Source organism: Streptomyces sp. NPDC058697, assembly GCF_042715345.1.
Taxonomy (GTDB): Bacteria; Actinomycetota; Actinomycetes; order Streptomycetales; family Streptomycetaceae; genus Streptomyces; species Streptomyces liliifuscus.
The window spans coordinates 1-21290 of sequence record NZ_JBHXSU010000052.1 but is presented as its reverse complement, the minus strand read 5'-3'; the positions used below and the strand labels follow the sequence as shown (position 1 = coordinate 21290).

The following is a 21290-nucleotide window of genomic DNA, read 5'->3' as shown; positions in this document are numbered from 1 at the left end:
GCGGCCTCGGCCTCGGGGGCAGTTGGTGGGGGACGGCGATCGCGGCCGCGTTCGCCGCCGTGAGTGTGCCCTCGCCCATGTCTCAGCCCTTGACCGCCCCGCCCAGCGCGAATCCCCCGCCCAACCGCTTCGCCACCAGCACGTACAGCAGGACCACCGGTGTCGAGTAGATGATCGAGAACGCGGCCAGTTGCCCGTACACCACCGTTCCGCGGTTTCCGAAGAAGTCGTTGATGCTCACCGACGCGGGCATCTGGTCCGGGGTCAGCAGGAGCATGAAGGGGACGAAGAAGTTGCCCCACATCATGACGAACGAGAAGACGGTGACCACCGCGACGCCCGGGCCCATCAGCGGCAGCACGATCCGCAGGAGGGACTGGAACGAGGACGCGCCGTCCGTCCAGGCCGCCTCCTCCAGCTCTTTCGGGACGCCGTCCATGAAGTTCTTCATCAGCCAGATGGCGAAGGGCAGTTGGGACGCGGCGAAGAAGAAGATCGTGCCCTGCATCGTGTCGATGAGGTCCACCTGAACGAACAGGGCGTACACGGGAACCATGATCGCCGTGATCGGCAGGCTCGTCGCGAAGATGATCGTGAGGAGGAAGGGGCGGTTCAGGCGGGAGCGGAAACGGGACAGCGGGTAGGCGGCCAGGGCCGCGCACACCACCGTCAGCAGCGTCGCCCCGCCGCACAGGATCAGGCTGTTGAGCAACGGCGTGAACGTGATGTCGGGCTTCAGGACCGCGTCGAAGTTGTCGAGGGTGACGCCGTCGGGGACCTTCACCTTCAGGTCGGCCTTCGGGTCCACCGACGAGAGGAGGACCCAGGCGAGGGGAAGGACGAACGCGGCCGCCACGAAGAGAAGGCCCGCGTCGGCGGCGTAGCGGCGGCTGTTGCGGCGGGTCGCGAGCGTCGTACTGCCGGGCATGTCAGACCTCCGTCCGCAGCAGGCGCATATAGACCAGGGAGAACAGCGAGCCGACCACCAGAAGGAGCAGGGCCACGGCCGTTCCGTAGCCGATCATGCTTTTCTGGAAGGCCTGTTCGTACATGAAGAGCGGGAGCGTCTGGCTGCGGTTTCCCGGGCCGCCTCTCGTCATCACCCAGATCAGACCGAAGACCGAGAGGGTCTGGAGGGTGTTCAGCATCAGGTTCGTGCCGATGGAACGGCGGATCATCGGCAGCGTGATGTGCCACATCCGCCGCCAGCCGCCCGCGCCGTCCACTTCCGCCGCCTCGGTGATCTCCTTCGGGATCTCGTTCAGGGCCGCCGAGTAGACCAGCATCGAGAAGGCCGTCCCCCGCCAGACGTTCGCGAAGGACACCGCGAGGATCGGAAGCGTGAACAGCCAGTTCTGGGACGGGAGATGGAGCCAGTCCAGCACGGCGTTCAGCGTGCCCTCGCGGCGGAAGAAGGCGTACAGCAGGAATCCCGCGACGACCTCCGGCAGCACCCAGGCGGCGATCACGATGCCGCCGGTGACCGTACGGACCGGCTTGGACGCGCGCTGCATCAGCACGGCCAGGGTCAGGCCCAGTGTGTTCTGGCCGATCAGGGAACTCAGCACCGTGAACACCAGCGTCAGCCATACGGCGTTGAGGAACGCGTCGTCCTTGAACGCGGCCTTGAAGTTGTCGAAGCCGATGAACGACGACTCGGCCTGGCCGGTGAGCTGGAGATCCGTGAAGGCGATGTACACGCAGTACGCGATGGGGCCGGCGAGGAAGAGAAGCAGAAGGACGACGGCCGGGGAGACGGGCAGCGCGCGTGTCAACGCACGGCGGACATCGCGGCGGCCGGCGGGCGGGGGCGGCGGGGCGGCCGGGCCCGGCGCGGTCTTCACCACGCCGGGGCCCGCCGGAGGTGCGGAGGTCATGAGCGGCTGATCATTTCTCACTCATCCCCTGGTGCGGCCGGTCGTCTTCGGGTGCGGCCGGGCGGGTCCCCGGGCCGGGTGCTTCCGCGCCCCGGTCATTTCTCGATGACCTGGTTGTCCGTGGCCGTCTTCAGCTCCTCGTCGTACCCCTTCGCCGCCTCCTCGACCGAGCTGTCACCCGTCGTCACGCCCTCCATCGCCTCCTGGACGGCCGTCGAGACCTTCGGGTACGCGGGATACGCGGGGCGGTAGTGCGTGCTGGCCACCAGGTCCGTGAAGAACTTGATGCCGGGCTGCGCCTTCACGTACTCCGGGTCCTCCGCCACGTCCGTGCGCACCGAGATGCCGGAGTTGGCGATGTACCACTTCTGGGCGTTCTCCTTCGTCTGCATCGTCTTGATGAACTCGAAGGCCAGGTCGGGGTTGGACGCCTTGCTCGGGATCGCCCAGGTCCAGCCGCCCGACATGCTCACCTTGCTCGGCGCCTGGCCGGTCTGCGTCGGCATGTACGCGAGGCCCAGCTTCTCGGACCACTCCGGCCATTCGTGGCCGCTGCCCTCCAGCCAGTCCTGGGGGAGCCAGGAGCCGTCGAGGTTGATGCCGAGTTTGCCCTCGGGGAGGAACTCGCCGCGGACCCTGGTCGCGATGTTGGGGTCGAGGGCGTCCGAGACGTCCGGGCCGAGCTTCTCCTTGAAGACGGTCTCGACGAATTCGAGAGAGTCCTTGAAGCCCTGGCTCCCCGTGATCCACTTCTTGGACGCCGGGTCGTAGAGGGGGCTCTCGTTGGCCCCGCTGGCCGTCCCGTACAGGAGCATCTCGAAGCCCTGCATGGTGGCCGCCTCACCCGCCGGCTTGCCCGTGTAGATGTTCATGGGGATGACGCCGGGGACCTTCGCCTTGATCTCGCGGGCCGCGTCGAGGATGTCGGCCCAGTTCGTCGGCTGCCAGTCGGCGGGGAGCCCGGCCTTCTTGAAGATGGCCTTGTCGAACCAGAGGCCCCGGGTGTCGGTGCCGTCGGGGACGCCGTACGTCTTCCCGTCCTCGGCCTGCGCCGCCTCCTTCGCCGTGTCTATGAACTGGCTCCAGTCGTCCCACTTGGCGAGGTACGGGTCCAGCGGCTTGAGGTACCCGCTCGTGATGTCGGAGTTGATGAGGAACGTGTCCTCGTAGACCAGGTCGGGGGCCGTCTTCGGCGAGCGGAGCATCTGCTGGAGCTTCGTGTAGTACTCCGAGTCCGGGGCCTTGATCGGGACGAGCTCCACCCTCTTGCCGGGGTTGGCCTTCTCGAACTGCTCCTTGATGTCGGCGAGATACGTGTCCATCACCTTGATGGAGTTGTCCGTCGACTGTTTGAAGGAGATCTTCACCGTGTCCGGATCACTTCCGGATTCGCTGCCGCAGGCGCTGAGCGCGGTGGCGGTGAGCAGGGTGGCGAGGAGAAGTGGAACGGCTGTGGGGCGCACGGGTACAACCTCCTGCTGGCCGACGTCTTTGTGGCCGGGTTGGGCTGCACGAGAACCTAAGAGGGCCGGTCCAGCCAGGTCAATGACTTTGCATGATCAGTCCGACACAGTGCGTACGGTCGCGCACACTCAAGGTACTGCCGAGCCGCCCGTCCGGCGGGGTGCCGGACGTCCGGAAGGGGAACGCGAGATGCCGGAACAGGACGTGACCACAGGGCAGTTGATGCTGATCGAGTACCAGAGCGTAAAGGACGAGCAGAAGGCGCGGATCGGATTCCGCGACAACCTGTTGTACGTGACGCTCGCGGTCGTGGCCGCCGTGGCCGCCACCTCGGCACAGTCCGGACGGACCTCGCGTACGTGCGGGGCGACCTGGGCCCCCGGCTGGCCGATCTCGCGCGGATCGAGCGGTCGGCTGCGGTCCAAGTGGTGCTGTACGCAGGGGTGTTCAGCTCTGCGTGACGGCCGGCGTACCGTGGGGCATGAAGTGGTGGTACGGGGAGCGGTGGCGGCACCCTGAAGCACATCGCCCTGAAGCACATCGCCCTGGCGCACGAGACCGCCGGCCGCCCGCCCTCCCGAAGCCCATGCTGCCCGGCTTCGGGCAGCCGACGACTACACCCGGGCAGGATCCGACCGGATCCGACCGGGAAGCCGCCGAAGCCCGCCGCAGAGCCGGCTGACGCTCCGCGCTCACCTCTTCAGCCCGCAGTCACCCCTTCACTCCCCTCTCACCCCTTCACCCACCGGTACTGCAGCTCCGGTCTCCCCACCTGCCCGTACTGAGGGCTGCGCCCCGCTCTCCCCGCGTCCACCAGATGCTCCAGATAGCGCCGGGCGGTGATCCGGGAGATCCCGACGGCCTCGGCGACGCCTGTCGCGGTCAGACCCTCGTCGGAGTCGCGCAGGGCCCGGGTGACCCGCTCAAGGGTGGGGGCGCTCAGCCCTTTGGGCAGGGCCGCCGGGCCGGGGGCCCGGAGGGTGGCGAGGGCGCGGTCGACCTCGTCCTGGCCGCTGGCCTCGCCGGCCGCCGCGTGGAACTCGGCGTAACGAACGAGGCGGTCACGGAGGGTGGCGAAGGTGAACGGCTTCAGTACGTACTGCACCACTCCCAGCGACACCCCCTCCCGCACCACTGTCAGGTCGCGCGCCGAGGTCACCGCGATGACGTCCGCGTGGTGGCCTGCGGCGCGCAGCGAGCGGGCCAGCTGCAGACCGTGCACGTCCGGCAGGTGGAGGTCCAGGAGGAGCAGGTCCACGGGCATGCGGTCCAGCGCCCGCCGGGCCTCCGCGCCCGTGTGGGCCTTGCCGACGGCCGTGAAACCGGGCACCCGCCCCACGTACAGGACGTGCGCGTCCGCCGCCACGGGATCGTCCTCGACGACCAGGACGCGGATGTCCCGCGAGGGGGAAGGCGTGCTCATACGGTGCCTCCGTGCGGCGTCGGCTCGGGCTCGGGCTCATGCGTGAGCCCAGGACCGCCGCCGGACCCGTCCCCAGACCCGTGCACGGCCCCTGACCCGGACTCGGGCCCGGCGTGGACCTTAGTCCTCCCCGGCCCCGCCGTCGGCAGCGGCAGCCGCACCTCGAAGGACGCCCCGCCGCCCGGGGCCTGCGTCACGGTCAGCGTTCCGTCGTGCCGGGCCACCGCCTGCCGTACGAGGGCCAGGCCCAGACCCCGCCCGCCGGGCCCGGCGGGCTTGGTGGACCAGCCGCGCTGGAAGACCGCCTCCGCGTGGGCCGGGTCCACGCCCGACCCGGTGTCGACGACCCGCAGGACCAGCCCCTCCGTGTCCGCGATGGCCGTGACCGTGACCCGGGCGCCGACCGAGCCCTGCGCCGCGTCCACGGCGTTGTCGATCAGGTTGCCGAGGACCGTCACCAGGTCACGGGAGGGCAGGGACTCGGGGAGCAGGCCGTCGTCGATGCCGCTGTCCTCGGAGACCAGCAGCTCGACACCGCGCTCGTTCGCCTGGGCCGTCTTGCCCAGGAGCAGCGCGGCGAGCACTGGCTCGCTGACCGCCGCGACGACCTGGTCGGTCAGCGCCTGGGCCAGTTCCAGCTCGGCCGTGGCGAAGTCGACGGCCTCCTCGGCCCGGTCCAGCTCGATCAGGGAGACGACGGTGTGGAGGCGGTTCGCGGCCTCGTGCGCCTGCGAGCGCAGGGCCGTGGTGAAACCGCGCTCGGAGTCCAACTCGCCCATCAGGGACTGCAGTTCGGTCACATCACGCAGTGTCACGACCGTGCCCCGTCGCTCGCCGCCCGACACCGGCGAGGTGTTCACGACGAGCACCCGCGACTCGGTCAGATGCACCTCGTCCACGCGCGGCTCCCCGGACAGCAGCGCCCCCGTCAGCGGCGTGGGCAGACCGATGTCCGCCACCGAGCGGCCCACCACGTCGTCGGTCACATCGAGCAGCTCGCGCCCGCCGTCGTTGATCAGCGCCACCCGGAACTGCCCGTCCAGCATCAGCAGCCCCTCGCGCACGGCGTGCAGCGCGGCCTCGTGGTAGTCGTGCATCCGGCTGAGCTCGGCCGCGTTCATCCCGTGCGTGGAGCGGCGCAGCCGGGCGTTTATGACGTACGTACCGACGGCGCCCAGGGCCAGGGCGGCCGCCGCGACGCCGATCAGGGCCTGCACCTGGCCCTCGACCCGCTGACTGATCTCGTCGACCTTGATGCCCGCGCTGACGAGGCCGACGATGCGGCCGTCGTCGTATATCGGCGTCACGGCCCGCACGGACTCGCCGAGGGTGCCCGTGTACGTCTCGGTGAAGGGATGACCGAGGAGCGCGCGCTGTGTGTTGCCGAGGAAGTGCTTGCCGATCAGGTCCTTGTTGGGGTGCGTCCAGCGGATGCCGTCGGGGTTCATGATCGTGACGAAGTCGACCTGGGCGTCACGCTGCACCGACGTCGCGTACGGCTGGAGCGTCTTCGTCGGGTCCTCCGTACGGATCGCCTCCCGTACGGACGGGGAGTCCGCGACCGAGCGGGCCACCGCCATGGCCTGGCGGCCCGCCGCGTCCTCGGCCTGACTGCGGTCACTGATGTAGGTGAAGAGCGCACAGCCCGCGACCACGACCGCAACGAGCACAGCCTGCATGGCAAACAGCTGACCAGCCAGGCTGCGGGGGCGTGGAGCACGGGGGAAGCGCATGGAAACAGTCTGCCCCTCCGGATAAGCGCGAACTAAATGAACGGAAGGGTGACGGCCCTCACAAGGCGGGAGATAGTCACCGACAACCCCCGGACGTGAGCCGCACGCCGGATGATGCCGACGACGTCGTCAAGGAGGGCAGCCGTGACCAGTACATCGAATACGGCACCTGCCGCTCCCGCTGCCAAGCGGGACCGCACCCACTACCTGTACATCGCGGTGATCGCCGCCGTGGCCGCCGGCATCGCCGTGGGCCTGATCGCTCCCGACTTCGCGGTCGAGCTGAAGCCCATCGGTACCGGCTTCGTGAACCTGATCAAGATGATGATCTCGCCGATCATCTTCTGCACGATCGTGCTGGGCATCGGCTCGGTACGCAAGGCCGCCAAGGTCGGCGCGGTGGGCGGTATCGCGCTCGGCTACTTCGTGGTCATGTCGTTCGTCGCCCTCGCCATCGGCCTGGTCGTCGGCAACATCCTGGAGCCCGGCACGGGCCTCGCGGTCACCGACGCGATCAAGGACGCGGGCCACGAGCAGGTCACCGAGGCCAAGAACACCGAGGAGTTCCTGCTCGGGATCATCCCGACGACGATCGTCTCCGCCTTCACCGGCGGCGAGGTCCTGCAGACCCTGCTCGTCGCGCTGCTCGCCGGGTTCGCCCTCCAGGCCATGGGCTCGGCCGGTACGCCGATCCTGCGCGGCGTGGAGCACATCCAGCGTCTCGTCTTCCGCATCCTCGCCATGGTGATGTGGGCGGCACCCATCGGTGCGTTCGGCGCGATCGCGGCGGTCACCGGCTCGGCGGGCCTGGACGCCCTCAAGAGCCTCGCCGTCCTGATGCTCGGCTTCTACGTCACCTGTTTCCTCTTCGTCTTCATCTTCCTCGGCGCGCTGCTGAGGATCGTGGCCGGGCTCAACATCTTCACGTTCCTCAAGTACCTGGGCCGTGAGTTCCTGCTGATCCTGTCGACCTCGTCGTCCGAGTCCGCGCTCCCGCGGCTCATCGCGAAGATGGAGCACCTGGGTGTCAGCAAGCCGGTCGTCGGCATCACCGTTCCGACCGGTTACTCCTTCAACCTCGACGGCACCATGATCTACATGACCATGGCCTCGCTGTTCATCGCCGACGCCCTGGGTACGCCGATGTCGATCGGTGAGCAGATTCCGCTGCTCCTCTTCCTGCTGGTCGCCTCGAAGGGCGCGGCGGGTGTCACCGGGGCCGGGCTCGCGACGCTGGCCGGTGGCCTGCAGTCCCACAAGCCCGCGCTGGTGGACGGCATCGGCCTGATCGTCGGCATCGACCGCTTCATGAGCGAGGCGCGCGCCCTGACGAACTTCGCCGGCAACGCGGTCGCCACCGTTCTGATCGGTACGTGGACCAAGGAGATCGACAGGGCCCGCGTCGACCAGGTGCTCGCGGGGCAGCTGCCCTTCGACGAGACGACCCTCCTGGACGACGGCCACGGTTCCGCCCCCGCCCCGGCGGAGGTCCCGGACCAGCCGGAGGACAAGACCCTGGCGAAGGCCTAGCCTCCGGGCCCGGTCCCCGTCACGGTCCCCGTCATGGTCCCAGAACCCCGGGCGGCTGGGTGCATCCCCCGTCACTCAGCCGCCCGGTCACTCCGCTCGCAGCGCACACCCCACATTTCCTTGCTTCCCCGGCCACCGGCCGGTGGCCCGGTCCTCCCCGACCGGACCACCGGCCGGCGGCTTTTCGGGGCGGGCGGGCGCGATCGGACGGCTGCGGCCGGTCGGTGGTTGCTCGCGCAGTTCCCCGCGCCCCCAAAAACACAAACCCCCAGGCGCGCCCCGTAAGGGGCGCGAGGAACGGCGCGATCAACCACGACGGACCGGGACCTACGCACCGCCCTGGGCGCCCCGTAAGGGGCGCGGGGAACTGCGCGATCAACCACGACGTACCGGGAGGTACGCACCGGCCTCGACGCACCCCACCAGGGGCGCGGGGAACTGCGCGACCAGCCCACCGCGACCCGCAGCCATGTCCATGCCCACCGCGCCCCCCCCGGTTCCCCCAGCGTCACCCACTTACCTCCCGCTCAGTACCTGACCAAATAGTGCGTACTTGTGGGGAGTTGGGCCCACGGCAAGCATGGTTCGTATGACAAATGACCTTGAAAAGACCCCCGTCACCGTCCTCGGCCTGGGCGCCATGGGCAAGGCCCTCGCCACCGCGTTCCTGAAGGCGGGCCACCCCACCACCATCTGGAACCGTTCCCCCGGCAAGGGCGACGACCTGGTCGCAAGGGGCGCGACAAGGGCGACCAGCGCCCGCGAAGCCGTACGCGCCGCCGACCTGGTCGTCATCTGCGTGGTCGACCACGAAGCGGTCACGGCCGTTCTCGGCTCCGTCGCGGACGAGCTGCCGGGCCGCGTACTGGTCAACCTCACCTCGGACACCCCGGAGCGCGCCCGCGAAACCGGCGCCTGGGCGCAAGAACGCGGCATCGACCACCTCGACGGCTCGATCATGGTGCCGGTAGACCTGATCGGACAGCCACCGGCCCTGATCTTCTACAGCGGCCCCAGGACCGCGTACGACAAGCACGAGACGGCCCTGAGGGCGCTCGGCGGCAAGCCGGCCCACCTCGGTGAGGACCAGGGGCTGGCCGCCGTCTACGACCTGGCACTGCTCGACTACTTCTACGGCTCGATCTCCGGCCTGCTGCACGCCTACGCGCTCGCCGGCGCCGACGGCGTGCGCGCGGCGGATCTCGCCCCCTACCTGGACACCATCACGGCCTTCATGCCGTCCCTCGCCGCGGAGGCCGCGCAGCACGTCGACGCGGGCAGTCACCCGGGCGAGGCGGCCAACCTCGGCATGATGGCGTCCGGCGTGGGCCACATCCTGGAGTGGGCCGAACACCGAGGTCTCGACGTGAGCACCCTCCGCCCGATCAAGGAGGTCTACGACAAGGCCGTCGCCCTCGGCCACGCCGCCGACAGCTGGACGAGCACGATCGAAGTCGTACGCGGCGATCGAGCGAGCCAAACCCTTTGACCCGTTGATGAGTTCGGACCTGCTCGACACCCCCTCAAGAGCCCACCGCCGTCTCCGGCACCGCCCCCTCCAGCCGCGCCACCTCCTCCGGCGTCAGCTCCAGATCCGCCGCGCCCGCCGAGTCCCGTATCGTCCCGGGCCGGCCGGCGCCCGGGATGGGGATGATCACCGGCGAGCGCGCCAACAGCCAGGCCAGGCAGACCTGTTGAGGGCTGACACCCCGCTCGCGAGCTACCGCACGGAAGGCGTCGAGGCCGGTCCCGTGGCCCGGGCGGGTGGCGCGGCCGGACCGGGTGGCGTGACCGGAGTCGTCGGACGGCAGCCGCGACGGCCCGTCCAGCGAACTCCGCGATATCCCGCCCAGCGGACTCCACGGCAGGAAGGCGAGGCCCAGCTCGGCGCAGAGCCGCAGTTCGGGCTCGCTGTCCCGGACGGCGGGGGAGTACCGGTTCTGGACGGAGACCAGCCGGTCGCCGAGGAGGGCGTGCGCCCGGCGGATCTGGCCGGTGTCCGTGTTGGAGATGCCGGCGTAGCGGATCTTGCCCGCGTCGAGCAGATCGCGCAGGGCGCCCACCGAGTCCTCGAAGGGAACAGCGGGGTCGGGCTTGTGGAGCTGGTAGAGGCCGATCGCCTCCACACCCAGCCGCTTCAGCGAGGCCTCCGCCGCCGACTTCAGATGCCGGGCAGACCCCGTCACCGTCCAGCTGCCGTCGGCCGGCCTGCCGCGCCCGCCCTTGGTGGTCACCAGGACGTCGGCCGTGTCGCCGCCGTACGTCGCGAGGGCGCGGGCCACGAGACGCTCGTTGTGCCCGGGCTCGTCACCGGGCAGGTGGTACGAGTCGGCCGTGTCCAGGAGTGTGACGCCCGCGTCCAGGGCGGCGTGCACCGTGGCCATGGCGCGCCCCTCGTCCGGCCGCCCCTCGATGGACAACGGCATCGCCCCGAGCCCGACGGCACTCACCCGCAGCCCGCCAACTGTGCGATACCGCATGTCAGTTCACCTTCCCGAGCGTCTCCGCCACGGCACGCGGCAGCCATTCCCGTGCCTCGCCGAAGGCGAACCCGAGCCGCGTGGCCCGCGCGTTGTCCATCCCGTACGAACGCGTGAAGGAGAACGGCGAGAACTCCCCGACCTCGACGGACCGGAACACGGCCTGGAACACGGACCGGAACTCGGACCGGAATTCGGACCGGAACTCGGTCCGCCCGCCCGAAAGGTGTTCCGTCAACGCCTCGCACAACTCCCCGGTGGTGAGCACCCCGTGGGACGCGGCGTTCACCGGCCCGGTGAACGTCTCGCCCGCCACCCATGCCAGAAAGTCGGCGATCTCCTCCACGTGGATGTACGTCGCCGGGTGGTTCGTCGCGGGGACGGCGATCGCCTCGCCCGCGCGGATCCGCTCGGCGTAGTGGTCGAGTCGGCCCGTGAAGTCGTCGTCCCCGCCCAGCACATGGGCGACGCGCACGGCCACGTACGGGAATTCGGGGCCGGCCGCGAAGACCGCCTCGGCCTGCCGCTTGCCCTCGCCGTAGTGGGTGTCGAGGAACTCCGGTTCGTCCCAGGGGAGTTCGAGATCGACGGGGACCGTACGCGGGTTCACGGCGTCCTCGCGTACGAGGTCCGCCGAGTCCTCGTACTCGTACACCTCGACCGTCGAGGTCATCACATAGCGGCGCGTGCGTCCCGCGAAGACCCGGCGGGCGATCTCGGCCTGCCTCGGTGTGTAGCAGACCTGGTCGACGACGACGTCGAAGGTGCGTGAACCGAGCGCATTCTCAAGGGAATTCTCGTCATTGCGGTCGGCGACGAGATGAATCGTGCCCACGGGAGGAGCCGACGAGCCGCGATTGATGACGGTGACCCTGTCTCCCGCGGCCGTCAGCCTGGCTATCAGCCGCTTACCGAAATACCGGTTACCGCCAATGACACACACCTCGCGCACGGCGCCCCTCCCGTAATGCCCTTCACCGCGGTCCTGTTCCGCGGACCCTGTGGTCATAATTCTTCCGGCGTACGAGTGAGGTCTGAAGGGGGAGTCATGGGAGATCCGGTCGCGGTACCGAAAGAACCACGGCATCTGCGAGCCGCCGCCAACGAAACGCCGGTGGCCTTCGACGCCCTGGACCGGCAGATCCTGGAACTGCTCCAGAGCGACGGCCGGATCAGGCTGAGCGAGCTGGGCCGCCGGGTCCGGCTGTCACCGGCGGCGGTCGCCGAACGCGTGCGCCGGCTGGAGTCCGTCGGTGCCGTCACCGGCTACGGCGCCCATGTCTCGCCGGCCCGCCTCGGCTACGGCATGCAGGCCTTCATCCGCGTCAATCCGCACGGCGGCTACACGCTGAAGCACCCCAGGACCCTGGAACTCCTCGCCCGCCCCGAGATCACCGAGGCCCACCACGTCGTCGGCGAGGACTGCTGGATCCTCAAGGTCGCGGTCGAGGACACCCTCCACCTGGAGGAGGTCCTGGAGCAGACCTCGGCACTCGGCCGTACGACGACGTCGATCCTCCTGTCGTCCCCGGTGGAGCGGAAGCCGCTGCTGCCGCCGGCGTTGCCTTGACGCCAGGGTCAAGGACTACGTTCGTACGCATGCGAATCGGCGAGCTGGCGGCGCGGGCCGGGACCACCACGCGGACCCTCAGGTACTACGAGTCGCGGGGGCTGCTGCCCGCGCGGCGGGGGGACAACGGGTACCGCACCTACGACGAGGACGACCTGTTGCTGCTGCGGCAGATCAGGACGCTGCAGGACTTCGGGTTCGACCTGGAGGAGACGCGGCCCTTCGTGGAGTGTCTGCGGGCCGGTCATCCGGAGGGCGACTCCTGCCCGGCGTCGCTCGCCGTGTACCGGCGCAAGCTCGGCGAACTCGACGCGCTGATCGTCGAGTTGCAGACCGTACGCGCCCACGTCGGCGAGCAGTTGGCGCGGGCCGAGGCGTCGAGGGACGAGCTGGCGGCCGGGGCGGAGGTTCCGGGCGGTCCGGAGCCCGTGTGCGAACTGGGAGGGACCTTCAGGTGATCAGGGCAGCGGGTGTGGCCGAAGTGACGGACGCGGACTTCGAGGCGGAGGTGATCGGGGCGGAGCTGCCCGTGCTGGTGGAGTTCACCGCCGACTGGTGCCCGCCGTGCCGGCAGATCGCGCCGGTGCTGAGCGCCGTCGCCGCCGAGGAGGGCGACCGGCTCAAGGTGGTGCAGCTGGACGTGGACACGAACCCGGAGACCACGAACGCGTACGGGGTGCTGTCGATGCCCACGCTCATCGTGTTCCGCGACGGGCAGCCGGTGAAGTCGATGGTGGGCGCCCGGCCCAAGCGACGGCTCCTTGAGGAACTGGCCGACGTGCTGTAGCCGGTCGGCCGGAACTCCCGGCCAACAGGACCGACAAGAAATCCCCCGCGAGCAATTGCCTGCGGGGGATTTCTCTGCGTATATTGAATGGTTCGCGACTTCAAGGAACTTGGTCGCGAAGAAGTTCACTAGGCGCAGTATATCCGGCCGGGAGCGGAATTGTCAAACAGGGGATCACACACAGAATTCACCGACGATGAATTGAGGCACGAGCAGGAATTCATCGACGGTCTGTACGCGCGCGTGGACGCCCTGCGCGGCGGCACCGAGGCCTCGGTGGCGGACGCGCTCGCGCAGGGCAGCACGCCGATGCAGGCCCGCCTGGAGCGGGACGTCCTCGTCGCCGAGCGCTCGGGCCTGCTCGCCGCGCTCAACGCCGTGGACGGCTCGCTCTGCTTCGGCCGTATCGACCTGACCACGGGACTCACCCATCACATCGGCCGTATCGGCATCCGCGCCGACGACACCGAGCACACCCCGATCTTGATCGACTGGCGGGCCCCGGTCGCCCGCCCCTTCTACCTCGCCACCGGCCACACCCCGATGGGCCTGCGCCGCCGTCGGCACATCACCACCGAGGGCCGCTCGGTCGCCGCCCTGCACGACGAGATCCTCGACCTGGGGGACCAGCAGCGCACCGGCCACGAGGACCCGACCGGCGACGCCGTGCTGCTCGCCGCCCTCAACTCCGCGCGCACCGGCCGCATGAGCGACATCGTGCAGACCATCCAGGCCGAACAGGACCGCATCATCCGCGCCCCGCACCGCGGAGTGCTGGTGGTGGAGGGCGGCCCGGGCACAGGCAAGACCGCCGTGGCGCTCCACCGCGCGGCCTATCTCCTCTACGAACACCGGGAGCTGCTCGCCAAGCGTGCCGTCCTGATCGTCGGCCCGAACCCCGCCTTCCTCGGCTACATCGGCGAGGTCCTGCCCTCGCTCGGCGAGACGGGCGTGCTGCTCGCGACCGTCGGCGAGCTGTTCCCCGGTGTGAGGGCGACCGCGTCCGACACCCCCGAGGCCGCCGCCGTGAAGGGCCGCGCCGAGATGGCCGACGTCCTGGCCGCCGTCGTACGCGACCGTCAGGCGCTGCCCGACCCGGTGATCGCCATCGAGCACGACCGGGACATCCTGATGCTCGACGCCGGTCTCGTACGCGTCGCCCGTGACCGCACCCGCGAGGTGAACCTGCCGCACAACGCGGCCCGGGAGCACTTCGAGGGCCACATCCTCAACACCCTCACCGACATGCTCGCCGAGCGGATCGGCACGGACCCCTTCGACGGCGCGAACCTGCTCGACCCGAGCGATGTCACCCAGATCCGCGACGAGCTGGCCGAGAACCGCGAAGTCTGGGCCGCCATCGACCAGTTGTGGCCGCGCGTCACCCCGCGGCGGCTGATCGCGGACTTCCTCGCCGAACCCGACGCGTACGTCTGCGAGGCCGACGCGAACGCCATCCGCCGTACGGTGACACGGGCCTGGACCACCGCCGACGTCCCCCTCCTCGACGAGGCCGCCGAACTCCTCGGCGAGGACGACCGGTTGGCGCGGGCGGCCGCGGAGCGCGAACGCAACCAGCAGGTCGCGTACGCCCAGGGCGTGCTGGACGTCTCCTACGCCTCCAGGACGTACGAGTTCGAGGACAAGGACGACGACGACGCGGAGGTTCTCTCCGCGCACGACATCATCGACGCCGAGCGGATGGCCGAGCGCCACGAGGAGGACGACCACCGCAGCGCCGCCGAACGGGCCGCGGCCGACCGGACCTGGGCGTTCGGGCACATCATCGTCGACGAGGCGCAGGAGCTGTCGCCGATGGCGTGGCGCCTGCTGATGCGCCGCAGCCCGACGCGGTCCATGACGCTCGTCGGCGACCCCGCGCAGACTGCCGACGCGGCGGGTGTCGGCTCCTGGTCGGGCATCCTCCACCCCTACGTCCAGGACCGCTGGGAGCACACCCGCCTCGCGGTCAACTACCGCACCCCGTCGGAGATCATGGACGTGGCGGCCGCTGTTCCGCGCGCGGAGAACGTGGACTTCCAGCCGCCGAGTTCGGTCCGCTCGACGGGCGTACGTCCACTCGTGCGCGCGGCCGCCGACGCCGCCGAGCTGCCCGGCGCCGTGGAGAAGGCCGCCGCGGAGCTCGCTCCCGCGGAGGGGCGGCTCGCGGTGATCGCTCCGCGAGACCTGCACGCCGCCTTGGCCGCACGCTTCGACGGGGTCACGGCGGGGGCGGAGCCCGATCTGACCCAGAGTGTCGTTCTGCTCGACCCGAGGCAAGCCAAGGGCTTGGAGTTTGACTCCGTGCTTGTTGTAGAGCCGGGGCGGTACGGCACGAGTGATCTGTACGTGGCGTTGACTCGGGCTACTCAGCGGCTCGGGGTGCTGCACGTGGGGCCGTTGCCGCGTGGGTTGGCTGAAGCGGTGGCGGGGGGAGAGTAGCTGTCCGGGGGTCTGGGGCTGCGCCCCCAGACCCCGCTTCGGTCCTGATGGGCCTCGTCCTCGAACGCCGGACGGTCTGCTTGTCCTCGTTGTCCCTGGCCACACTGCGCCGGCGGCGACGAGGAGCGGGAGTGAAGGGCTGAGGTGTGGCCACTACCCAGACCGTTCGTTGCGATCTCCTCGCGCCAGACCGCTGGCGTGGGCTGCCCCGTTTTCCACGTCATCCGGGTGGACGATGACATCTGGAATGTGCGCGAAGTGCATGAGGGGCGGCACTGGAACCTTGAGGCTTCGGCCCATTCGAGTGGGTGGGCAGGGGAACGAGCCGTTCCTGACCATTCGATAGGCAGTGGATTCGGGGATGCCCAGTACCTCTGCGGCGGCTTGAATCCCGATGAATGGAGGGTAGAAGTCTGAAATGTAGTAGTAGTGGCTCGGGCCGAAGAGATGTGCGCGCGCCAGCATGGGGGCTTTTGCGGCGCGATTCGCCACAGTTGGTCGACGGCCGGTGCGGATTTCTTTGTGAAATCCCTCGGCGGCATCGATGCAACCGTGCTTCTGGAGCAGTGCTCCGTAACGCTCTCCTCGAATTTGCTCCGCGACGGCCGGGTCTCGCACGTCGGCGTAATGAATGATCGAGGACGCCTTGAGGTCAGGTATGACGGGGGATTCTTCGAAGAAGATTAACTCTTCCGGTTCGTCGGTCGAGGTCTCGCGAGTCTGAGCTGTGGCACGCTGGTATGCCGACCTGATCGCTGCCTTCCTCATGAGCGCCGGAACCTGGTGGGGAGGAACTCCCCTCGATGTCTCGGTCCATGTGGTGAGTGCGGCCTCGACCATGTCCGATCGGACGTCCGACAGATCGACGTACAGCTTTTGAGAAATGTTGTGGGAGTGCCAGTGAAGGGAGGGCGTGAGGCAGTCCACAATAATCATTCGCCACTTGTCGTCATCGCGCAGGTCATGCGCTCGCCCCAGGGCCACCATGGACTCCCAGAGGCGAGACCGTTTCGGATTCCTGGCGCTTTCGACGGCGGTGGAGCGAAAGCTTGAATAATTCGGATGGCGCTTGATCTCGCAGTCAAGTGTATTGCCTGCGTGGACACACACCTTCTCTTCGCCGCAGATAAGGCGAACGTACTGCTCGACGCAATCGAAAGAATCAGACACGACCTGTGCTCCAAATGCTTGATCCCTTGGGGTAGGCAAAGCAGAGCATGGCGGGCGAGCTGAGCGGTGAATCCTCAGTAGTTCGTGATTGGCCGACTTTTCTCGATGCTGCCGTCTCAGAGACAGGCTAGTGATTGAAAACGATGGAATTCGATTCGATTGTGTCGGGTGTTGTCGAATCAGGCCGGGCGCAGCCACACCGTTGCCAGCGGGGGCAGTGTCAGGCGGATGCTGGCCGGGCGGCCGTGCCAGGGCTGGGCGTCGGGCTTGACGGGGTCGGGGTTGGTGACGTCGGCACCGCCGTAGCGGCCAACGTCAGTGTTGAGGACCTCGTGCCAGGCGGGCACGTCATCAGGAACCCCGAGCCGGTACTCGTGCCGAACCACCGGCGAGAAGTTGGAGACAGACAACAACGGCGAGCCGTCCGCCCCGTGGCGGAGGAACGCGAACACGTTGTCCTCGACCGCGTCCCCCGCGATCCAGGCGAACCCGGAGGGATCGGTGTCCCGCTCCCAGAGCGCGGGAGCATGCCGGTACACGGAGTTGAGGTCCCGAACGAGATCACGGACACCCTGGTGATCGGCGGCGGCCCCGTACGACGGATCGAGCAGCCACCAGTCGGGCCCGTGCGCCTCGGACCACTCCGCGCCCTGCGCGAACTCCTGCCCCATGAAGAGGAGTTGCTTGCCGGGGTGCGCCCACATGAAGCCCAGATACGCCCGCAGAGTGGCCCGCTGCTGCCACCAGTCGCCCGGCATCTTGGACACCAACGACCGCTTCCCGTGCACGACTTCGTCGTGGGAGATCGGCAGGACGTAGTTCTCGCTGTACGCGTACACCATGGAGAACGTCATCTCGTGGTGGTGGTACTTGCGGTGCACCGGCTCGTGCGCGACATAGCCGAGCGAGTCGTGCATCCACCCCATGTTCCACTTCAGCCCGAAGCCGAGCCCTCCGAAGCCGCCCGGCCCGATGTGGTGGGTGGCCCGAGTGACCCCGTCCCACGCCGTCGACTCCTCGGCGATCGTGACGACCCCCGGCTCGCGCCGGTACAGGGTCGCGTTCATCTCCTGGAGGAAGGCCACGGCGTCGAGATTCTCGCGGCCGCCGTGGACGTTTGGCGTCCACTGCCCGGGCTCGCGCGAGTAGTCCAGATACAGCATGGACGCCACCGCGTCGACCCGCAGGCCGTCGATGTGGAACTCCTCGCACCAGTACACCGCGTTGGCGACCAGGAAGTTGCGCACCTCCCGGCGCCCGTAGTCGAACTCCAGGGTTCCCCAGTCGGGGTGCGCGGCCCGCAGCGGATCCTCGTGCTCGTACAGCGGCCGTCCGTCGAACTCGGCCAGCGCCCAGTCGTCCCGCGGGAAGTGGGCGGGCACCCAGTCCATGATCACGCCGATCCCGGCCCGGTGGAGCGCGTCGACGAGGTACTTGAAGTCGTCCGGCGTCCCCAGCCGAGCGGTCGGCGCGTAGAAGCCCGTGACCTGGTAGCCCCATGAACCGCCGAAGGGATGCTCCGCCACCGGCATCAGCTCCACATGCGTGAAGCCCAGGTCCGAGACGTACACCGGCAGTTGTTCGGCGAGCTGACGGTACGTCAATCCCGGTCGCCAGGACGCCAGATGGACCTCGTACACCGAGAAGGGCGCCTCATGGGCCGGCGGGTCGGAGGCCCGCCGGCCCATCCACTCACCGTCCTGCCACTCGTGACGCGAGGCGTGCACGATGGAGGAGGTGGCGGGCGGAATCTCCGTACGCCGCGCCATCGGGTCGGCCCGCATCGTCTTGGAACCGTCGGGCCGGGTGATCTCGAACTTGTAGAGCTCGCCCTCGCCGATCCCGGGAATGAACAGCTCCCACACCCCGGAGGAGCCGAGCGACCGCATCGGAAAGGCCGTGGCGTCCCAGAAGTTGAAGGTCCCGGCGACCCGCACCCCACGGGCGTTGGGCGCCCAGACGGTGAACCGGGTGCCCGCCACACCCTGGTGGACCATCGGCTCGGCACCGAGAGCAGTCCACAGCTGTTCGTGACGCCCCTCGCCGAACAGATGCAGATCGAACTCACCGATCGTGGGCAGGAACCGGTACGCGTCCTCGGTGTCCTGAACCGTCCCCTCGTACTCCACGAGCAAGCGGTACTCGGGCACCTCCCGCAACGGCAGCACGGCGGAGAAGAAGCCCTCGCCGTCGTCGGTCAGTTCGGCCCGCAGCTCCCCGGTGACGACCGTCACGGACAGCGCGTACGGCCGCAGCACCCGGAAGACCACACCGTCGGGCACGGGATGGGCCCCGAGCACGGAGTGCGGCTCGTGATGCGCGCCCCCGAGCAGCCGCTCCCGGTCACCCCGGTCCAGCACGGCCAACGACCGCACCTCCGGCACGGGCGGCGCCACATCGCGTACCGGCTCCGCGGGATTCGCGACCGCGGACTCAGTCTTCGCCTTCGCGCTCTTCGGCTTCTTGGCGGGCGGGTTCGGGCGGGGCGTCACGGGTGGGGCCTCCTCGACGGAGTCGACGGTGATGAGGGACGAGAGGGGACGTACAGAGCGGGAGCGGGACGCACGGGCGCCTACGACGAACCGGAGAGGGCCAGGCGGCGGACCGCCTCCATCGGCACGGGCAGCCAGTCGGGCCGGTGCCGCGCCTCGTACACGACCTCGTAGATCGCCTTGTCGGTCTCGTACGCGCGCAGCAGCACCGGATCCGTACGCGGATCACGTCCGCCCGCCTCGGCGTACCCGGAGCAGTAGGCAGCCCGGCAGGTGTCGGCCCAGCCGGGCACGACGGGCGTGTGCGAGTGCGCCGCGTAGTCGAAGGAGCGGAGCATCCCGGCCACGTCCCGCGCGGTCGGCTGCGGCATCCGGCGCTCGGCGAGCGGTTTGGAGGGTTCGCCCTCGAAGTCGATCAGCGACCATTCACCGGACGGTGACCGCAGACACTGCCCGAGATGCAGATCCCCGTGGATCCGCTGGGCCGTCCACGTCTCGCCCTCGCCCGCCAGATCGGCGAGCGCCTCGAAGGCGGTGTGCAGACCGGGCGCGTACGGCCGCAGCGCGGGCACCGCCTGGGCGGCCGCCTCCAGCCGCTCGGTCATCCCGGCCACGAGCAGTTCCATCTGCCCGCGCCCCATGGTCACCGTGGGCAGCGCCCGCGCCAGCGCCATGTGCACCTCTGCGGTGGCCCGCCCGAGCGCCCGCGCCTCACCGCTGAAGTCCTCGCCCTTGGCGAGCTCCCGCAGCGCGAGCTCCCAGCCGTCCGCCGCACCCTGGACGAAAGGCTGCAGCACACCCAGTACGTACGTCTCGTCGGCCAGGTCCGCGAGCAGCCACCCGGCGGGCGCCGGAACCCGGGGGCAGCCCTCGCGGGACAGCACCAGCGGCAGCTCCAGGTCGGGGTTGTCCCCTGGGACGATCCGCCGCAACAGCTTCAGGATGAACGTATCTCCGTAAACGATCGAGGAGTTCGACTGCTCGGCCGTCACCAGCCGGGGCACCAGACCGTCCCGGATGTCCTGCCGCATGTCCCGCTCGAAGCGCAGGTCGCCGAGGCGCGCCCGTGATCGCAGCGCCTCCAGGAGCACATCGGCGGGCCGCGCGTCGTACAGAGCCTCGTACACGGTCCGCCCGGCCAGCGGCCCCTCGGCCGGACGACCGATCAGCGCGGGCGCCAGCCGTGGCGGCAGCGTCTCGCGCACACCGATCAGGAGCTGATAGCAGTCCGCCGGATGCGTGGCGGCACTCTGCGTCGGTACGAGCGGCTGATGCGCCCGCACGAGCAGATGCAGCAGCCCCAGCTTCGAGTCCCACGGCAGCACTTCCGTGGCCGCCACCAGCGAGAACCCGGTGACGGGACGGCCCTTACCCGCGAACCACCGCTGCCGTGGCAGCCACTCGCGAAGCAGCGGATCGAGGGACGCAAGGAGGCCTGGACTCGTCGAAGCGGAGTGCACGGAACGGGTGACGGCTTCCGACATGGCGTCGCGTCCTTTCCCCAGGACCCGGAAACCGGGTGAGTCGGGGTGTTACTGATGCGTGCCCAGGGCGGGGCGGGGGAAACCGCCCCGCCCCCGTTCTACTCCTACCTGCTTCTTCTCCCTGTTTCTAGGCCATGTCCTTGCGGAGTCGGAACCAGTAGAAGCCGTGGCCGGCGAGGGTGAGGAGGTAGGGGAGTTCGCCGATGGCGGGGAAGCGGACGCCGCCGATGAGTTCGACGGGGTGGCGTCCGTTGAAGGCCTGGAGGTCGAGTTCGGTGGGCTGGGCGAAGCGGGAGAAGTTGTGGACGCACAGGACGAGGTCGTCGCCGTGTTCGCGCAGGAAGGCGATGACGGCGGGGTTGGAGGAGGGCAGTTCGGTGTAGGAGCCGAGGCCGAAGGCGGGGTTCTGTTTGCGGATCTCGATCATCCGCCGGGTCCAGTGCAGCAGCGACGACGGCGATGACATGGACGCTTCGACGTTGGTGACCTGGTAGCCGTAGACCGGATCCATGATGGTGGGCAGGTACAGGCGTCCCGGGTCGCAGGAGGAGAAGCCGGCGTTGCGGTCCGGCGTCCACTGCATCGGCGTACGGACCGCGTCGCGGTCGCCGAGCCAGATGTTGTCGCCCATGCCGATCTCGTCGCCGTAGTAGAGGATCGGGCTGCCGGGCAGGGAGAGCAGCAGGGCGGTGAAGAGTTCGATCTGGTTGCGGTCGTTGTCCAGGAGGGTCGCGAGCCGCCGCCGGATGCCGATGTTGGCGCGCATGCGGGGGTCTTTGGCGTATTCCGCGTACATGTAGTCGCGTTCTTCGTCGGTGACCATTTCGAGGGTGAGCTC

Annotated in this window: 18 protein-coding genes; 7 read left to right on the top strand and 11 right to left on the bottom strand. The window is 69.1% G+C overall.

Annotated elements, in window-relative coordinates; all coding sequences use genetic code 11:
• Window positions 1-82: 82 nt before the first annotated feature.
• The 3 genes from ACFWXQ_RS47405 to ACFWXQ_RS47395 all read right to left on the bottom strand — a co-directional run bounded on the left by ACFWXQ_RS47405 (window position 83) and on the right by ACFWXQ_RS47395 (window position 3340).
• Complete coding sequence (locus tag ACFWXQ_RS47405; RefSeq protein WP_383950030.1) at window positions 83-928, bottom strand: carbohydrate ABC transporter permease; 846 nt, start codon at window positions 926-928, stop codon at window positions 83-85.
• Between the two features lies 1 nt (window position 929).
• A complete protein-coding gene (locus ACFWXQ_RS47400; protein ID WP_383950033.1) occupies window positions 930-1877 on the bottom strand; it encodes a carbohydrate ABC transporter permease in 948 nt (315 codons plus the stop codon).
• A gap of 95 nt (window positions 1878-1972) precedes the next feature.
• Window positions 1973-3340, bottom strand: coding sequence for an extracellular solute-binding protein (locus ACFWXQ_RS47395; protein WP_383950036.1), 1368 nt, complete (start codon window positions 3338-3340; stop codon window positions 1973-1975).
• Between the two features lie 190 nt (window positions 3341-3530).
• Here ACFWXQ_RS47395 and ACFWXQ_RS47390 point away from each other — a divergent pair, with 190 nt between their 5' ends.
• Window positions 3531-3860, top strand: a complete 330-nt coding sequence (locus ACFWXQ_RS47390) for a hypothetical protein (RefSeq protein ID WP_383950045.1) — start codon at window positions 3531-3533, stop codon at window positions 3858-3860.
• A 211-nt stretch (window positions 3861-4071) separates the two neighbouring features.
• On the opposite strand, the gene ACFWXQ_RS47385 is transcribed toward ACFWXQ_RS47390, so the two are convergent.
• Together ACFWXQ_RS47385 and ACFWXQ_RS47380 are read right to left on the bottom strand one after the other, a co-directional pair.
• Entirely contained in the window at window positions 4072-4764 is a 693-nt protein-coding gene (locus ACFWXQ_RS47385; protein ID WP_189845582.1) for a response regulator, read from the bottom strand.
• Window positions 4761-6497: an ATP-binding protein gene (locus tag ACFWXQ_RS47380; RefSeq protein ID WP_383950039.1), complete on the bottom strand. Its 1737-nt coding sequence runs from the start codon at window positions 6495-6497 to the stop codon at window positions 4761-4763. The genes ACFWXQ_RS47385 and ACFWXQ_RS47380 overlap by 4 nt, the downstream gene beginning before the upstream one ends.
• Before the next feature lie 144 nt (window positions 6498-6641).
• Between ACFWXQ_RS47380 and ACFWXQ_RS47375 the strand changes: the two genes are divergently transcribed.
• Window positions 6642-8027 (top strand): cation:dicarboxylate symporter family transporter, encoded by a 1386-nt coding sequence (locus ACFWXQ_RS47375; RefSeq protein WP_383950042.1) that lies wholly within the window; start codon window positions 6642-6644, stop codon window positions 8025-8027.
• A gap of 589 nt (window positions 8028-8616) precedes the next feature.
• Entirely contained in the window at window positions 8617-9516 is a 900-nt protein-coding gene (locus ACFWXQ_RS47370) for an NAD(P)-dependent oxidoreductase (RefSeq protein ID WP_383953819.1), read from the top strand.
• Between the two features lie 34 nt (window positions 9517-9550).
• Here the strand turns inward: ACFWXQ_RS47370 and ACFWXQ_RS47365 are convergent, their stop codons facing one another.
• Both ACFWXQ_RS47365 and ACFWXQ_RS47360 read right to left on the bottom strand, forming a co-directional pair.
• Complete coding sequence (locus tag ACFWXQ_RS47365) at window positions 9551-10507, bottom strand: aldo/keto reductase (RefSeq protein WP_383953817.1); 957 nt, start codon at window positions 10505-10507, stop codon at window positions 9551-9553.
• A 1-nt stretch (window position 10508) separates the two neighbouring features.
• Window positions 10509-11516, bottom strand: a complete 1008-nt coding sequence (locus ACFWXQ_RS47360; protein WP_383953815.1) for an NAD-dependent epimerase/dehydratase family protein — start codon at window positions 11514-11516, stop codon at window positions 10509-10511.
• Window positions 11517-11555: 39 nt separating this feature from the next.
• On the opposite strand from ACFWXQ_RS47360, the gene ACFWXQ_RS47355 reads away from it, so the two are divergent.
• The 4 genes from ACFWXQ_RS47355 to ACFWXQ_RS47340 all read left to right on the top strand — a co-directional run bounded on the left by ACFWXQ_RS47355 (window position 11556) and on the right by ACFWXQ_RS47340 (window position 15306).
• Window positions 11556-12077: an Lrp/AsnC family transcriptional regulator gene (locus ACFWXQ_RS47355; RefSeq protein ID WP_383953813.1), complete on the top strand. Its 522-nt coding sequence runs from the start codon at window positions 11556-11558 to the stop codon at window positions 12075-12077.
• 29 nt (window positions 12078-12106) lie between these two features.
• Window positions 12107-12535 (top strand): MerR family transcriptional regulator, encoded by a 429-nt coding sequence (locus ACFWXQ_RS47350; RefSeq protein ID WP_383953811.1) that lies wholly within the window; start codon window positions 12107-12109, stop codon window positions 12533-12535.
• On the top strand, window positions 12532-12864 hold the full coding sequence (trxA, locus tag ACFWXQ_RS47345) for a thioredoxin (RefSeq protein ID WP_325176261.1): 333 nt from the start codon (window positions 12532-12534) through the stop codon (window positions 12862-12864). Before ACFWXQ_RS47350 ends, trxA begins: the two co-directional genes overlap by 4 nt.
• A gap of 141 nt (window positions 12865-13005) precedes the next feature.
• Window positions 13006-15306 carry a HelD family protein gene (locus ACFWXQ_RS47340; RefSeq protein ID WP_383953821.1) on the top strand — a complete coding sequence of 767 codons (2301 nt, stop codon included), beginning with the start codon at window positions 13006-13008 and terminating at the stop codon, window positions 15304-15306.
• Between the two features lie 153 nt (window positions 15307-15459).
• On the opposite strand, the gene ACFWXQ_RS47335 is transcribed toward ACFWXQ_RS47340, so the two are convergent.
• The 4 genes from ACFWXQ_RS47335 to ACFWXQ_RS47320 form a co-directional block, all read right to left on the bottom strand.
• Complete coding sequence (locus ACFWXQ_RS47335; RefSeq protein ID WP_383953809.1) at window positions 15460-16476, bottom strand: helix-turn-helix transcriptional regulator; 1017 nt, start codon at window positions 16474-16476, stop codon at window positions 15460-15462.
• Window positions 16477-16655: 179 nt separating this feature from the next.
• A complete protein-coding gene (gene glgB / locus ACFWXQ_RS47330; RefSeq protein ID WP_383953807.1) occupies window positions 16656-18968 on the bottom strand; it encodes a 1,4-alpha-glucan branching enzyme in 2313 nt (770 codons plus the stop codon).
• Between the two features lie 80 nt (window positions 18969-19048).
• Window positions 19049-20452: a phosphotransferase gene (locus tag ACFWXQ_RS47325; protein WP_383953805.1), complete on the bottom strand. Its 1404-nt coding sequence runs from the start codon at window positions 20450-20452 to the stop codon at window positions 19049-19051.
• Between the two features lie 127 nt (window positions 20453-20579).
• Window positions 20580-21290 (bottom strand): alpha-glucosidase C-terminal domain-containing protein (locus tag ACFWXQ_RS47320; protein ID WP_386270386.1); only part of this gene is annotated, 711 nt, incomplete at its 5' end.

What these genes read in the sequence shown, in the direction of transcription:
- ACFWXQ_RS47405 (WP_383950030.1), bottom strand. Translation starts at nt 928, where the DNA reads ATGCCCGGCAGTACGACGCTCGCGACCCGCCGCAACAGCCGCCGCTAC.
- ACFWXQ_RS47400 (WP_383950033.1), bottom strand. Translation starts at nt 1,877, where the DNA reads ATGACCTCCGCACCTCCGGCGGGCCCCGGCGTGGTGAAGACCGCGCCG.
- ACFWXQ_RS47390 (WP_383950045.1), top strand. Translation starts at nt 3,531, where the DNA reads ATGCCGGAACAGGACGTGACCACAGGGCAGTTGATGCTGATCGAGTAC.
- ACFWXQ_RS47385 (WP_189845582.1), bottom strand. Translation starts at nt 4,764, where the DNA reads ATGAGCACGCCTTCCCCCTCGCGGGACATCCGCGTCCTGGTCGTCGAG.
- ACFWXQ_RS47380 (WP_383950039.1), bottom strand. Translation starts at nt 6,497, where the DNA reads ATGCGCTTCCCCCGTGCTCCACGCCCCCGCAGCCTGGCTGGTCAGCTG.
- ACFWXQ_RS47370 (WP_383953819.1), top strand. Translation starts at nt 8,617, where the DNA reads ATGACAAATGACCTTGAAAAGACCCCCGTCACCGTCCTCGGCCTGGGC.
- ACFWXQ_RS47365 (WP_383953817.1), bottom strand. Translation starts at nt 10,507, where the DNA reads ATGCGGTATCGCACAGTTGGCGGGCTGCGGGTGAGTGCCGTCGGGCTC.
- ACFWXQ_RS47360 (WP_383953815.1), bottom strand. Translation starts at nt 11,516, where the DNA reads ATGACCACAGGGTCCGCGGAACAGGACCGCGGTGAAGGGCATTACGGG.
- ACFWXQ_RS47355 (WP_383953813.1), top strand. Translation starts at nt 11,556, where the DNA reads ATGGGAGATCCGGTCGCGGTACCGAAAGAACCACGGCATCTGCGAGCC.
- ACFWXQ_RS47350 (WP_383953811.1), top strand. Translation starts at nt 12,107, where the DNA reads ATGCGAATCGGCGAGCTGGCGGCGCGGGCCGGGACCACCACGCGGACC.
- ACFWXQ_RS47325 (WP_383953805.1), bottom strand. Translation starts at nt 20,452, where the DNA reads ATGTCGGAAGCCGTCACCCGTTCCGTGCACTCCGCTTCGACGAGTCCA.